The sequence below is a fragment of the Tistlia consotensis USBA 355 genome (assembly GCF_900177295.1).
Taxonomy (GTDB): Bacteria; Pseudomonadota; Alphaproteobacteria; order Kiloniellales; family DSM-21159; genus Tistlia; species Tistlia consotensis.
In genome coordinates, this window is the sequence record NZ_FWZX01000055.1 from 1 (window position 1) to 14,652 (window position 14,652).

Here is a 14,652-nt window from a genome sequence, read left to right on the forward strand (position 1 = left end):
CTCCATCAGTTGCCGCTCCGAACGGATCGAGTAGAAGGCCTGCAGCAGCAGCGCCCGCAGCAGCTTCTCCGGCGCGATCGACGGCCGGCCGATCCGCGAATAGAGCTCATCGAAGCGCGGCGAAAGCACCTCCAGCGCCTCGTCGACGATCGCCCGGATCGCCCGCAGCGGATGATCCGCCGGCACCCGAGCCTCGCAGCTCACATAACTGAACAGCCCGCCCGAGCTCGCATCACCGCCGCGCATGCCAAGCCTCCCTCGGCAAGACAACGGCGGAATCGAATCACCTCCCGGGCCGAGCCGGAAGACCCATTTTCAGCAACCTGCTAGAGCCCGACGGCGAGGCGGGGACGTGCCGCCGGTTCTGCCGCGCTTGCCCGCATCAGATCCGCGGCAAGTGTCGCGCACCGCCTGCGGATCTCCGGCACCGCGGTAATCTCCCAGAAGGTCCCGCGGGTCACGGGGCCGAGGGCGAAGAGGCGCTCGGACGGCTCCCCGTGCCGATCGAGCAGCGCACAGCCCTGGTCCACCTCGAGGCCCAGACCGTGCCCGTCGGGACGAGCCAGCCCGCGGGCCAGCAGCGCGCGCAGCAGCGGCGATCCGGGGTCGGCGCAATCGGTCCTCGGACCAGAGCAGTTGATGACTCGGGCCACCGACAGTTCCTCCACAGTGCGGCTTCCGCGTGCGCGCACGCGCACCACCAGCCGGTCGCCCTCCAGCAGTTGCTCGTCGATGCGTCCAGCCCGAACGCTCAGCTGGCCTGATTTCAGGAGGCGGTCGAGGTGTGCCGAGACCGATGGCGCCAGACGGTGCCGATGAACCTCCCACCAGGGCCGCAGATGCCGGAGGAAGCGCCGGCGCTCCTGCGCGTCGAGGCTCTGCCACAGAGCCTGGCTCCTCGGGCGCAGGGCCTGCACGACGTCCTGCCACGGCCGGCCGTGTGCCGCGGCGACAGCCACTTCGGCCCGGACCGCCTGCAGCAGGCCGAGCGCCGTCGGGGGCAGTGGCGTCGCGATCCGCCAGGCCGGCAGAGCGCTCTCCGGAGCCTGCGTGCGGGGCAGCAGGCCGCGCCGCGATACCGCGTGAATCCGGCCCTCGTGCCCCTGGCCGACCAGGCTCAGAACGACGTCGACCATGGTCAGGCCGGTGCCGATCAGCAGGACGTCCGCGCTTGGATCGATGCCCAGGGTGGCGCCGGGATTCCAGGGATTGCCTACGTAGCAGGGAAGCGCGACGTCGTCTGGCGGGCGGTTGCCGGTCGCGACGACTGCACTGTCGACGGCAAAGCTCCGGCCGTCCCGAACCCGTACCGTCAAGCCACTCCCCAGCTCTTCGATGTCGACGACTTCATCCGTCACCGGGCGGAAATGCCGGCCCCTGCGGGCGCTGGACAGCACCTCGTGGAGGCAATGCTGCAGGTAGCGGCCATAGAGCATCCGGGACACGAAGGCATCCGCGGCAAGCGGTCGCCGCAGACCGCCGAGATCGCCGGAGGCCGGGCTGTTCAGCCAGTCGAGGAAGCCGCGCGGATGGTCCTCGAGGGCGCCCAGGCCGGCCGCCCCGACGTTGAGCAGGTGCAGCGGGTCGTCGGTTCCGTAGGCGACACCCCGAGCGAAGGGCGGCGCCTGCTCGAAGAGGTAGATGCGGTCGCCTCCGCGAGCGCGGGGGAGCAGATGGATGGCCATCAGGGTGCCGGAGAAGCCGGCACCGACGATTGCGATCGAACGTGCACCTCGAGGCATCGGGATTCTCCTCGTTGGTTTGATTTCGGATCTCACGACCGGCCAGTCGACCCGCGCCCTCGTGGCTTCGGCGACAGAAGTGCCGACGCGCATCACTACATTATCTCTACAGTGATAATCGAGATTAAGGCGAGGCCTTGTCTGCCGTCGGCGCCGTCACGCCGATCGCTACTGCCCGTCCGACGATGTTGGGTGTTGTTGTTGCGCGCGCGCCTCCGGAGGCAAGCGCTACGAGAAGTGCCAGGTTTGCAGCGGCGACGCCGAGGAGCGCGAGGAACGCGGCCGCGGCGACGAGACGCTGTCTCTGGGACAAAGGCCGTCGGGTCATTGGCAGCACCTCCCGATGAATACTCTTAAAGTCTATCGTCTAAGTCGTCTTTGTCAATCGGGATCGACGCCGGCGCCAGCGACACCCCCTAAGAGGCTGCGCGCGCCGCGCCCGACGGTCCGCTCAATGCTTCCTCGACTGTCCCGGCGTCCGCGATCGTCGTGCCGTCCAGAACATCCCGCGTTGCCGTCGCAACACGGGCGAAAACGCGCCGCAACTCGCACCTCTCTTCCTGCGAGCAGTCCTCGCAGCGCCGATAGGCCATGCGGCTGAGACAGGGCAGCGGGGCGATCGGTCCGTCGATGATGCGCAGCACCTCCCCGAAGGTGATCTGTCCGGCAGGCTTGAGCAGCAGGTAGCCGCCGGACTTGCCGCGCCGGCTCATGACGATGCCGTGGTGTTTGAGATCGAGCAGGATCTGCTCGAGGAACTTCTTCGGAATGCTTTGGCTCTCCGCGATCTCGGAGATCAGGAGCGACTGGCCCGGCTCCTCCTTGGCGAGGGCAAGCAACGCCCTCAATGCGTACTTGGCCTTCTGGGAGATCATCGGTCGTACCGCTCCTTCTGCCCGCGCGCGACTCGGCATCCTGCGCCCGAATGTCTATAGAATGGGTCGTCTTATAGGGGTCGGCCAGGCGACATGCAAGCTCATCCCCGTTGCTGCCAGGCGTCACGGGGAGGCCGGACCTCCCTGAGATGCGGCGGCAGGAAGGCGGGTCCCGACTGCCCGTCGTCTGCCCAGAGCCCCGCGACCGCCTTGACGATCCTGAGCTCCGCCTGCCGAAGCAGCCGCAGGGCAGCGGCCGGATCGACCGCATCGCCCCATAGAAGTGCGGCGGCACGCCCGGCAAGCAGTCGGGAAGTCCCTGGCTCGTCGATTGCCGAAGCCTGCCGGCCGGCTTTGATCGTCTCGATCCGCAACAACCGTCTGAACAACTCGAACAGAAGGAACAGCGCGCGCTCCTCCACCGACAAGGTCGCTTGCCCGTCGGGGAAGATCGCTACCGGGACCGTGCTTTCCAGCACCAGCGCGCTGTTCCGCCAGCAGAGGAAGTAGCGGGGGCAGGCCTCCCGCAGCAGCCAGCCATCAGCCTCGAACTGCGAGAAGGTCGGCCTCAATCGATCTGGCAGACTGCTGCCGAACGAAAGAGGGCGCGTCGAGGCTGTCAGCATCAGGCGAGGCATGATCGGGACCCCTGCCCATCGACGCGGGTGCGACGAGCCGGGGCGGCGCAGCGCCCCGAGACCGAGTTCGGACGGCAGCAAGCCCATGAGCCGAAGGTGCCCAACGAGATCAGAGACTCTATCAGGTCGATAGAGTATATCAAAGATGCACACCTGCGAATGGCGTCGGACGGCCATGGTCCTTCGGGAATGCGATCGCCCCCCCGGGCGCTTTGCTTCGGTCCAATCCATGCCATCTTCAGGCGTGCTATAGAGGCCGCCGCTGTTCCGGACTTGCAGACTTTCAGAGCCCAAAGATGACGATTGCGGATTGGCCGTCGCTGCAGATCGGCATCGTGCTCCTTCTGGTGGTTGTCGTCTTTTTTGGCTTCGTACGGGAGCGCCTCGCTCCTGACATCGTCGCCCTCTCTGCCGTCGCGGTGCTGCTTGCCACCGGCATCCTGAAGACATCCGAGGTCTTGGGGATGTTCAGCAACAGCGCCCCGGTCACCATCGCTGCCATGTTCGTGCTGAGCGCAGCGCTCGAGCGCACGGGTGCAATCGATCGGCTCGGACGGATCGTTGCCGGCGCCGGGCGCCGTTCGCCTCAGCTCGCCTTGGCGACGATGATGCTCAGCGTGATGGTCCTGTCGGCCTTCATCAACAACACCCCTGTCGTTGTCATCCTCACGCCGGTCGTGCTCAGCCTCGCCAAGGCCACTGGCCGAGCCCCTTCGAAGCTCCTGATCCCGCTCTCCTTTGCCAGCATCTTCGGCGGCACCACCACGCTGATCGGAACCTCGACCAACATCCTCGTCGACGGCGTCGCCCAGCAGCAGGGCCTGGCTCCCTTCGGGATGTTCGAGATCACGGTCGCCGGCGCCATGATGGGGGCTGTCGGCATCCTCTACCTGCTGCTCGTCGGTCGCTGGCTCCTCCCCGACCGGACGAGCGGTGCCAGCCTGCTGCCGCGCTCCGAGGACCGCCACTTCCTTGCCGACGTGCTCGTGCCATACGAATCGCCGCTGGTCGGCAAGCGCCTCAAGGAGGCGGGCTTCACCGAGTCCCGCGGCCTGCAGGTCATCGACGTCATCCGCGGCGACCTCTCCCTACGGCAGCGCCTGGCGGAGGATCTCGAGTTGCGTGCGGGCGACCGTCTGGTCGTGCGCAGCAAGATTGCCGACGTGCTCGGGCTACGGGACGCCGGCGACGTGGCCTTCGGCGGGCGCGAACCTCACGCCATCGAGCCGATCCGGGCGCGGGAGGCGGTGGTCATGGAGGGCGTGGTCGGGCCGCAGTCGCGCTTCCTCGGGCGGCGCGTCGCCGACCTCAGCCTCGGACGACTCTACGGCGCCTACATCCTCGCGATCCATCGCCAGGGCGCCGACCTGTCGGGCAACTTCGACGACGTGCACCTGGAGATGGGCGACACGCTGCTGTTGGAAGCGTCGCCGGAGAGCTTGCAGCGGCTGTTCGACTACCGCGAGCTCGTCAACCTGACCGAACCAAGCGAGCGGCCCCTGAGACGGAGCAAGGCCCCGATCGCGATCGGGGCCGTGCTCCTCGTCATGGTCTTCGCCGCCTTCGAAGTCCTGCCGATCGCCGCGCTCGCACTGATGGCGGCAACCGGCGTCGTCGCCTTCCGCTGCCTCGACCCCGAGGAGGCCTACGCCTCCGTTCGCTGGAACATTTTGATGCTGATCTTTGGCATGCTGGCGGTCGGCATCGCCATGGAGAAGACCGGCGCCGCGAAGCTGATCGTGGACAGCCTCACCGGCGTCGTCGGGTCGCTCGGGCCCGTGGCGGTGCTGTCCGCGGTCTACTTCATCACCTCGGCCCTCACCGAGGTAATGAGCAACAACGCTGCCGCGATCCTGCTGACGCCGATCGCGGTCGGGCTCGCCCACCAGCTCGGCGTCGATCCGAGGCCCTTCGTCGTCGCCGTCATGTTCGCCGCCAGCGCCAGCTTCGCGACCCCGATCGGCTACCAGACCAACACATTCGTCTATGGAGCCGGCGGCTATCGCTTCATCGACTTCGTCCGGGTCGGCTTGCCTCTCAACCTGCTCCTCTGGGCAACCGCGACGTTCGTCATCCCGCTCTTCTGGCCGCTGGGCTAGCAGCGATGTGTCGCGCGCCGGTGACGGCAGCTGGCGCCGCCGCTCGGACGGGGAGGTCAAGTCCTTGCTGCTGAAGCACGCTTCGTCGGTCGCCGGCTGGACGCTGCTCAGCCGGCTGTTTGGCTTCCTGCGCGACCTCGTCATGGCGTCCGCTCTCGGCGCCGGCCCCTTGGCCGATGCCTTCATGGTCGCCTTCCGGCTTCCGAACCATTTGCGCGCAGTCCTCGGCGAAGGCGCGTTCAATGCTGCCTTCGTGCCCACCTATGCAGCTGTCCTGGAGCGGGAGGGACAGGGGGCGGCCGCCGATTGCCGCGCGCAGATCCTGACCTGGGTGGCACTGGTGAACGTCGCCCTGCTCGTCGTGGCTCTCGGGATGACCGGAGCGATCGTCAGACTTCTGGCGCCAGGATTTGCCGACGAGCCCGCACGCTTCGCGCTTACTGTCGAACTCACCCGGATCACTTTTCCATACCTGCTCCGCCTCTCGACGGTGACCCTTCTAACGGGTGTGCTCAATGCCCACGGCCGCTTCGCCGCCGGGGCCGCCGCCCCGATCCTGCTCAACCTCGCGATGACAGCAGCCCTTCTGTCTGCCCGGCACTTTCCCGACGCAGGCCATGCGGCCGCGGTCGGAGTGCTTGCCGGCGGGGTGGTCCAGTTGGCGCTCCTTCTGCTCGCGGTATGGCGAGCGGGTCTCTCGACGCGGCTGTCCTGGCCCCGGGCCTCGCGCCCTGTGCGGACCTTTGCAAGACGCTTCGGTCCCGCCGTGCTCGGTGCAGGCGGCGTGCAGATCGCCGTCTTCGCCGACACAGTGATCGCAAGCCTGCTGCCGGCCGGGTCGATCTCCTACCTGTACTATGCGGATCGCCTCTATCAGTTGCCCCTCGCGGTCATCGGCATTGCGCTCGGCACGGCGATCCTGCCGGCGCTGGCTCGGCGCGTCGCTGCCGGGGACGAGGCGGGCGCCGCCCGCGAGCTCGGCCGGGGACTCGCCGTCGCCGTGGTGGCCGGGGTGCCATGCGCAGTCGTGTTGGCGTTGCTCGGCGACTGGATCCTTTCGGTGCTCTTCGCACGCGGTGCCTTCGGTCCGGCGGACGTCCTTGCCTCGGCCCGTGCGCTTGCCGCCTACTCGGTCGGGCTGCCGGCGGCGATCATGCTCCGTCCGATCGTCGCGGCACTCCATGCGCGCGGCGACACGGCAACTCCCGTGAAGGCGCTCCTCGTTGCCACGCTGGTCAACGTCCTGCTGAAGCTCGTCCTCGTCGCTCCCCTGCGTCACGCCGGCCTTGCTGCGGCGACATCGGTCGGCGTCTGGATTTACGCGCTGCTCTTGCTCGGCCTGCTGTGGCGGCGCGGGTTCCTCGGCGTCGCGCCGTACGACAGGCTCCTGATTGTGGGCGGGCTCGTCGGCAGTACCGCTGCGGGTGCGGCGATCGTTCTCGGAAGAGATGCCTTCCTGCAGCTTTCCTTCGTGGTCCCGGCGAGCCCGATGCTCGTTCCGCTCGGCGCTCTCGTCGGGCTCGGGTCGGCCTGCTACGCCGTCGTGGCGGCAGCGGTATGGCTCATCGCTTGCCTATCGAGAGCGCGTTCCGCGTAGCTGCAGTTGCTGGTGTGCGCCACCTTCAGCGGTCAAGCCCTCCAGTAGTCCGGCAGCAGGAGCACATAGAGCGTCGAGAGCTCGAGGCGGCCGAGCAGCATGGCGAGTGACAGCAGCCACTTCGCCGGATCCGGAAATGCACCGAAGTTTCCTGCCGGCCCGCCCATCTGGCCGAGGCCCGGGCCGGCATTGGCCATGGCCTGGGCGACCGCGCTGGCGCTCGACAGGAAGTCGACGCCCGTAGCGGTCACAAGCAGGGTCAGCAGCAGCAGCGTCAGCAGGTAGAGGAAGAAGAAGTTGCGCACCGAGTGGACGGTCTCGTCCTCGACGGCTTTCCGTCCGTAGCGCGTTACCAGGACACGATGCGGCGAGAGCATCATGCGGAGCTGACGCTTGGCCGAGGCGAAGAGGATCTGCCAGCGGAACACCTTGATCGCGCCGGCCGTCGAGCCGGCACAGCCGCCGAGCAGGTAGAGCATGAAGAAGAGGCCGACCGCGAAGCTGCCCCAGGCCGAGAAGTCGGCCGTCGCGAAGCCGGTGTCGGTCAGGACCGAGGTCACGTTGAAGGCCGAGACCCGCAGGGCATGGCCGATCGGCATGCCGTTCTCCGCGACGTTCCAGACGGTGACCACGGCGACGGCGACGACCAGCACCGCGAGCAGGGCCGGCACCTGCCGCTCCTCCGAGAGCGCCTGACGGCGGTGCGTGATCAGCCGCGCGTACCAGATCAGCGGGCAGGCGCCGGCGACCATGAAGACGATCCCGACCAGCTCGATCGGCACCGAATCGTAGTAGCCGATCGAGGCGTCCTTGGTCGAGAAGCCGCCGGTCGCGATGGTCGCCATCGCATGGTTGATGGCGTCGAAGAAGTTCATGCCGGCTGCGCCATAGCCAGCGGCGCAGGCGATCGAGAGGCCGACGTAGACGGCAATCGTCAGGCCGGCCATCTGCACGACGCGCGGCACCGGCTTGCCGGAGATGTCCGAGGACTCGGTGCGGAACAGCTGCATGCCGCCGATGCCGAGCGCCGGCAGCATAACGATCGCCATGACGACGATGCCGACGCCGCCGATCCATTGCAGCAGCGAGCGCCACAGCAGCAAGCCGGGCGGCAGGTGGTCGAGCCCGGCGATCACCGTCGAGCCGGTCGTGGTCAGGCCCGACATGGTCTCGAAGACGGCGTCGGCGAAGGAGAGGTGCAGCGAGGAGAAGTGCAGCGGCAGCGAGCCGAAGGCGCAGACCAGGGCCCAGGCCGAGGCCGTCAGCAGGTAGCCGCTGCGCCGGTCGATCGCGCTGCCGTCGCCCCAGAAGGTGAAGACGAGCACGCCGCCGACATAGGCGGTGACCCCGGCCGAGGTCGCGAAGGTGAACCAGTCCCGCTCGCCTTGCGCCGCATCGACGACCATCGGCACGGCCATCGCCGCCGCCAGGATCAGCAGCAGCAGGCCGTCGACGTAGAGCACGAAGCGCAGGGATCTCGCAGTCAAGACGGCAAACCTCCATCGAGCGGCCGGGCGAGCCGCTATCTCTCCTCCGGGGTCAGCAGCCGGTAGCCGACGCCGGGCTCGTTCAGCAGGTAGCTCGGTCGCGCCGGGTCGTCGCCGAGCTTCTGGCGCAGCCGGCCGACGAAGACGCGCAGGTACTGGGTGTCCGCCTCGTGGGCCGGCCCCCAGACCTCGCGCAGCAGCTGGCCGTGCGTCACGATGCGCCCGGCGTGGCGTGCCAGCAGGCGGAGCAGCTCGAATTCCTTGCGCGTCAGGTGCAGTGGCTCGCCGGCCAGGCTCGCGCTGTGCCGGGCGAGGTCGACGACGAGGTCGCCGACGCGCAGCTCGGCGGGCTCGCCGCCTTCGCCGGTGCCGGGCACCCTGCGCAGCAGCGCGCGCACGCGGGCCAGCAACTCGGCGATGCCGAAGGGCTTGACCACGTAGTCGTTGGCGCCGGCGTCCAGAGCCGCGACCTTCTCGGCCTCGGCCTGGCGGACGGACAGAACCAGGATCGGCACCGACGACCACTCGCGGATCCGCCCGACTACCTCCTTGCCGTCCAGGTCCGGCAGACCGAGGTCGAGGATCACGAGCTCCGGCTGCTCGGTCGCGCAGAGGCCGACCGCCTCGGTGCCGCGCTGGGCTTCGAGGACAGCGAAGCCGTGCGCCTCGAGGGCGACCCGCAGGAACCTGCGGATCTGCTGCTCGTCGTCGACGACCAGGATGCGCGTCGCCATGCCGCTCACTCCTCCGCCAGCTCGATCGGCGGCTCGGCCGCGACCGGCAGCTCGATGACGATGCGCGTGCCGCTGCCGTCGGCGTGCGCGGCTTCCGCCCGGATGGCACCGCCGTGGGCCTCCAGGATGCCTTTGCAGATGGCCAGGCCCAGACCGGTGCCGCCGGCCTGGGCGTCGCCGGCGCGCACCCGATAGAACATGTCGAAGATCATCCCCCGGTCTTCCTCCGGGATTCCCGGGCCCTGGTCGGACACGCCGAGGGTCAGGCGGCCCGCAGAGAGCGAGGCCGCAACGACGATCTCGCTACCGGGCGGTGCATACTTGGCCGCGTTGTCGAGCACGTTCGCCACGACCTGCTCGAGCAACAGCGGGTCGCCGCGCACGGCGGGCAGGTCCCTCGGCAGCTCGAAGCGCAGCCGGTGGTGCTGCAGGACCCGACGCAGCTGCCGGGCGGCGCGGCCGACAAGCTCGCGCGGCTCGACCCAATCGCGCCGGATCTGCAATGCGCCATAGCCGAGCCGGGTCATGTCGAGCAGGTTCTGGACGTAGCGGTTGAGCCGCTCGCCTTCCTCGCGGATCGTCTCCGCCATGGCCCGGCGGCCGGTTTCGCCGAGCGCCGCGTCGGCCTCGATCAGACTGCTCGCGGCGCCGATGATCGAGACCAGAGGCGTGCGCAGGTCGTGGCTAACGGAGGAGAGCAGCGCGGCCCTGAGGCGCTCGGTCTCGGACAGCAGGCGCGTCTCCTCCATGTCGGCGGCAAGGCGCGTGCGCTCGATCGCGATCGCGACCTGGTCGACCAGGGCCTCCAGCAGGCGGCGCTCGTCCGGCGCCAGCGGCTGGCGCCGGCCGAAGGCGACGCCGAGCAGCCCGAGCGCGCCCTGCGGCGTGACCAGCGGCAGGAAGAGCCACGACGAGGAAGGCAAGGTCGGCGAGCTCCAGCCCGCCGGCTCGCGGTGGTCCCAGGCCCACTCGGCCGCTCCCCAGTCCTTCGGCTCCAGCTGGTCCTCGGGCGGGTAGCCGCCGACGATCGCCAGGGCCGCGCCGCTGTCGGGCATCAAGACGAGCGAGGCGCACTGCAGGGTGGAGGCGACATGGTGCACGGCCGCCCAGACGACGTCGTCCAGCGAGGCTGCGCTGGCGATCTTGCGGCTGAACTCGTAGAGCTGTGCCGTGCGCTTCGCGATCGCGCGCTGTGCCGCCGCCTGGGCCCTGAGCCGCGCCGCCAGGTTGCCGGTCGCGATCGCCACGACCAGGAACAGCAGCAGGGCCAGCACGACGTTCCGGTCGGCGACATGGAAGGTGTAGTAGGGCTCGGTCAGGAAGAAGTTGTAGCCGAGGAAGCTGATCACGCTGGCGTAGATCGACGGCCAGAGACCGAAGCGCGTCGCGACCGCCAGCACGGCGACCAGGAAGAACAGCGACAGGCTCTCGACCGGGAAGACCCGCTGGACGAGCAGGGAGACGGCGCCGGCTGCGACGACCGCCCCGGTCGCCCAGAGGTAGGTGACGGGGTCCGATTCAGGACTGAGCCGAGGCGCGCCGATCTTCGCCCTGCGCGCCGCCTCGGCGTCGGCGGAGACGATGGTGACCTCGAAGTCCTGCGCCTCGCGGATCAGCTTCTCGGCGACGGTCTCGCGGAACAGCCAGGCGCCGAAGCGGCGCGGCCGCGGCCGCCCGACCAGGACGCGGTTGACGTTGCGGCTGCGCGCGAAGTCGAGCACCTCGCGGGCGACCTGGGACTCGGCGGCCAGCGTGACGACCTCGGCGCCGAGGGACTCGGCAAGGCGCAGCGCATCGGCGACGGCGTCCTTGGCGGCTTCGGGCAGCGCTTCCGTCGCCGGAGTCGCGACGGTGACGACGATCCAGGGCAGCCGCGAGCGGTCTGCCATGCGCTTGGCGGCCCGCACCAGCGACTTGGCGACCGGGCTCTCGTTGACGCAGACCAGGATGCGGTCCTGGGTCGGCCAGGGGCCGGCGATCGCGTGGCTGCGCATGTGCGCGGTCATCTGCGCGTCGACGCGGTCGGCGGCGACGCGCATGGCCAGCTCGCGCAGCGCCGTCAGGTTGCCCTTGGCGAAGAAGTGCTGGATCGCGTGGGCGATCTGCTCCTGGATGTAGACCTTGCCCTGGCGCAGGCGCTCGATCAGCTCCTCGGGCGGCAGGTCGACGAGGGCGATCTCGTCGGCGAGCTCGAGCACGCCGTCGGGGATCGTCTCCCGCACACGCACGCCGGAGATCCGGGCGACCACGTCGTTCAGGCTTTCCAGGTGCTGGATGTTGAGCGTCGTATAGACGTCGATGCCGGCGGCGAGCAGCTCCTCGACGTCCTGCCAGCGCTTCAGGTGGCGGCTCTCGGGCACGTTGCTGTGCGCCAGCTCGTCGACCAGGGCGAGCTGAGGCTGACGCTGCAGCAGCGCGTCGAGATCCATTTCGGTGAGGATCCGCCCCCTGTAGGGCACGGTCCGGCGCGGCAGCGACTCGAGGCCCGCGAGCAACCGCTCGGTCTCGGCCCGACCGTGGGTCTCGATCACGCCGGCGACGACGTCGACGCCCTCGGCGGCGCGCTGACGTGCCGCCTCGAGCATCGCATAGGTCTTGCCGACGCCGGGAGCCGCCCCCAGGAAGACCTTGAGGCGGCCGCGTCCCTCCTTCGCCGCTTCGGCGAGCAGCGCTTCGGGTTCCGGGCGGGTCTCTCTGGGTTTCGCCATGTCAGTCCGTCGGTGGCGGCTTGTCCGCGGCGGCCAGGGCGTCGAGCGCCAGGTTCAGCTCCAGGACATTGACCCGCGGCTCGCCGAAGAGTCCGAAGGTGCGCCCGGCCGTCTGCGCGCGCACCAGGCGTCGCACCAGGAGCAGCGAGAGGCCGCGCGCCTTGGCCACGCGCGACGCCTGGAACAGGGCAGCCGCCGGCGAGATGTCGGGGTCGAGGCCGCTGCCGGAGGCGGTCACCAGGTCCACCGGCACCGGGAGACCATCGGCCCCGGAGGCGAGCCGCTCCGATGCCGTCCGGACGCGGGCCAGGAGGGCGGCACTGGTCGGGCCGAGATTGCTGCCTCCGGAGGCGGCGGCGTCGTAGCCGGCGCCGGCAGCCGAGGGGCGCGGATGGAAGTAGCGCGGGGCCGCGAAGCCCTGGCCGATCAGGCGCGAGCCGATGACGCGGCCGTCGCGCTCGACGAGGCTTCCGCGCGCCTGGTCCGGAAAGACGAGCTGTGCGAGCCCCGTCACGCCGAGCGGATAGGCGACGCCGGTGAGCAGCAGCATGACGGTGACCCTAGGCGAGATGGAGGGCGGCGACGATCAGGTCGATCGCCTTGATGGCGACGAAGGGGGCGACCATCCCGCCGAGGCCGTAGACCAGCAGGTTGCGGCGCAGCAGGCTGGCCGCGCCTGCCGGCACATAGCGTACGCCGCGCAGCGCGAGCGGGATCAGCGCCAGGATGACCAGGGCGTTGAAGATGACCGCCGAGAGGATCGCGCTGGCCGGGCTCGAAAGACCCATGACGTTGAGCGCCTGCAGGCCCGGATAGGCGGTCACGAAGATCGCCGGCAGGATCGCGAAGTACTTGGCGACGTCGTTGGCGATCGAGAAGGTGGTCAGGGCACCCCGGCTGATCAGCAGCTGCTTGCCGACCAGCACGATCTCGATCAGCTTGGTCGGGTCGCTGTCGAGGTCGATCAGGTTCCCCGCCTCCTTGGCAGCGGGGGTTCCGGTGTTCATGGCGACGCCGACATCGGCCTGGGCGAGCGCGGGCGCGTCGTTTGAGCCGTCGCCGCACATCGCGACCAGCTTGCCCTCGGCCTGCTCGCGGCGGATCAGCTCCAGCTTGCGCTCCGGCGTCGCCTCGGCCAGGAAGTCGTCGACGCCGGCCTCCGCGGCGATGGTCGCCGCCGTCAGAGGGTTGTCGCCGGTGATCATCACCGTGCGCACGCCCATCCGCCTGAGCTCGGCGAAGCGTTCCCGGATGCCCGGCTTGACGATGTCCTTCAGGTGGATGACGCCGAGCGGCCGGCGGTCGCGGGCGACCACGAGCGGCGTGCCGCCGCTCTTGGCGATGCGGTCGACCAGCGCCGCGAGCTGCGGTGGCGGTGCCGCGCCGCACCAGTCCAGCACCGCGTCGGCGGCGCCCTTGCGCAGCTTTGCGCCGTCGTCGAGGTCGGCGCCGGAAAGGCGGGTCTGGGCCGAGAAGGCGATGGTCTCGGCCGCGCCATGCGTCTCGGCGAGCCGGTCGCTGACCGTCCGGCCGAGCTGCCGGCGCGCCAGCTCGACGATCGAGCGGCCCTCGGGCGTCTCGTCGGCGAGCGAGGCCAGGAGCGCGCTCTCGGCCAGGGCCTGCGGGTCGACGCCCGGCAAGGGATCGAAGGAGTCGGCGCGCCGCGCGCCGAAGGTGATGGTGCCGGTCTTGTCGAGCAGCAGGGTATCGACGTCGCCGGCCGCCTCGACCGCGCGGCCCGACTTGGCGATGACGTTGGCCTTGACCAGCCGGTCCATGCCGGCGATGCCGATCGCCGACAGGAGGCCGCCGATCGTCGTCGGGATCAGCGTGACCAGCAGGGCGATCAGGAAGACGAGCGGCACCGTGGCGCCGGAATAGGCGGCGAAGGGCTCCAGCGTCGCGACGACGATGAGGAAGATGATCGTCATGCCGGCCAGCAGGATGTTGAGCGCGATCTCGTTCGGCGTCTTCTGGCGCTCGGCGCCCTCGACCATGGCGATCATGCGGTCGAGGAAGCTTTCCCCCGGCTTCGCCGTCACCCGCACCTTGAGCCAGTCCGAGACGACGCGCGTGCCGCCGGTCACCGCGGAGCGGTCGCCGCCGGCCTCGCGGATCACCGGCGCCGATTCGCCGGTGATCGCCGACTCGTCGACCGAGGCGATGCCTTCGACCACCTCGCCGTCGGCCGGCAGGATGTCGCCGGTCTCGACCAGCACGAGGTCGCCGGGGCGCAGGCTGCGGCTCGAGACCGTCTCGTGCCGCCGATCCGAGAGTGCCGCCAGCTTCTTTGCCGGCGTCTCGCTCTGGGTCGCGCGCAGAGTGTCGGCGCGGGCCTTGCCCCTCCCCTCGGCGACCGCCTCGGCGAAGGTCGCGAAGTAGACGGTGAACCAGAGCCAGGCGGAGATCTGCCCGACGACCGCGGCATCGGCGGCACCGGCCGCGACCTCACGGAAGAAGATCAGGGTCGACAACGCCGCGACCACCTCGGTCACGAACATCACCGGGTTGCGGTAGAGCGACCTCGGATCGAGCTTGCCGAGCGCGGTCCGGAAGGCCGGCCCGGTGACCCGCAGGTCGAAGAGCGAGATGTCAGGCTTCTTGCGCAAGGCTGCGATCCTCAGAAGGTCTGGCCGGCAAGCAGGGCGACCTGCTCGGCGACGGGGCCGAGCGCGAGCGCCGGGAAGAAGGTCAGGCCGCCCAGGATCAGGATGGTCGCGACCAGCAGGCCGACGAACAGCGGCCCGTGGGTCGGGAAGGTGCCGGCCGAGG

At 69.6% G+C, this 14,652-nt stretch carries 12 protein-coding genes; 2 read left to right on the top strand and 10 right to left on the bottom strand.

Translation table 11 applies throughout. The features are described 5' to 3' along the window. The 4 genes from B9O00_RS31540 to B9O00_RS31555 form a co-directional block, all read right to left on the bottom strand. On the bottom strand, positions 1-246 hold a 246-nt coding region (locus tag B9O00_RS31540; protein ID WP_143596434.1), incomplete at its 3' end, for a transposase. 80 nt (positions 247-326) lie between these two features. Then, positions 327-1,742 (bottom strand): FAD/NAD(P)-binding protein, encoded by a 1,416-nt coding sequence (locus B9O00_RS31545; RefSeq protein WP_159460390.1) that lies wholly within the window; start codon positions 1,740-1,742, stop codon positions 327-329. A 416-nt stretch (positions 1,743-2,158) separates the two neighbouring features. Next, the gene (locus tag B9O00_RS31550) at positions 2,159-2,617 is read right to left on the bottom strand and encodes an RrF2 family transcriptional regulator (RefSeq protein ID WP_085127350.1); all 459 of its coding nucleotides are present in this window, start codon (positions 2,615-2,617) and stop codon (positions 2,159-2,161) included. 101 nt (positions 2,618-2,718) lie between these two features. Further along, positions 2,719-3,255 carry a hypothetical protein gene (locus B9O00_RS31555; RefSeq protein ID WP_143596435.1) on the bottom strand — a complete coding sequence of 179 codons (537 nt, stop codon included), beginning with the start codon at positions 3,253-3,255 and terminating at the stop codon, positions 2,719-2,721. Positions 3,256-3,551: 296 nt separating this feature from the next. Here B9O00_RS31555 and B9O00_RS31560 point away from each other — a divergent pair, with 296 nt between their 5' ends. Continuing rightward, positions 3,552-5,354, top strand: a complete 1,803-nt coding sequence (locus tag B9O00_RS31560) for a sodium:proton antiporter (protein ID WP_085127355.1) — start codon at positions 3,552-3,554, stop codon at positions 5,352-5,354. A gap of 64 nt (positions 5,355-5,418) precedes the next feature. Further along, positions 5,419-6,951 (top strand): murein biosynthesis integral membrane protein MurJ, encoded by a 1,533-nt coding sequence (gene murJ / locus B9O00_RS31565; protein WP_200808726.1) that lies wholly within the window; start codon positions 5,419-5,421, stop codon positions 6,949-6,951. Between the two features lie 32 nt (positions 6,952-6,983). On the opposite strand, the gene B9O00_RS31570 is transcribed toward murJ, so the two are convergent. The 6 genes from B9O00_RS31570 to B9O00_RS31595 all read right to left on the bottom strand — a co-directional run. After that, a complete protein-coding gene (locus tag B9O00_RS31570) occupies positions 6,984-8,438 on the bottom strand; it encodes a TrkH family potassium uptake protein (protein ID WP_143596436.1) in 1,455 nt (484 codons plus the stop codon). A 35-nt stretch (positions 8,439-8,473) separates the two neighbouring features. After that, positions 8,474-9,172: a response regulator gene (locus tag B9O00_RS31575; RefSeq protein WP_200808727.1), complete on the bottom strand. Its 699-nt coding sequence runs from the start codon at positions 9,170-9,172 to the stop codon at positions 8,474-8,476. Positions 9,173-9,177: 5 nt separating this feature from the next. Further along, a complete protein-coding gene (locus tag B9O00_RS31580; protein ID WP_085127359.1) occupies positions 9,178-11,880 on the bottom strand; it encodes a DUF4118 domain-containing protein in 2,703 nt (900 codons plus the stop codon). A 1-nt stretch (position 11,881) separates the two neighbouring features. Then, the gene (gene kdpC, locus B9O00_RS31585) at positions 11,882-12,430 is read right to left on the bottom strand and encodes a potassium-transporting ATPase subunit KdpC (protein WP_085127361.1); all 549 of its coding nucleotides are present in this window, start codon (positions 12,428-12,430) and stop codon (positions 11,882-11,884) included. A gap of 10 nt (positions 12,431-12,440) precedes the next feature. Further along, the gene (gene kdpB / locus B9O00_RS31590) at positions 12,441-14,489 is read right to left on the bottom strand and encodes a potassium-transporting ATPase subunit KdpB (RefSeq protein WP_085127363.1); all 2,049 of its coding nucleotides are present in this window, start codon (positions 14,487-14,489) and stop codon (positions 12,441-12,443) included. 11 nt (positions 14,490-14,500) lie between these two features. Continuing rightward, positions 14,501-14,652 (bottom strand): potassium-transporting ATPase subunit KdpA (locus B9O00_RS31595; RefSeq protein ID WP_143596170.1); only part of this gene is annotated, 152 nt, incomplete at its 5' end.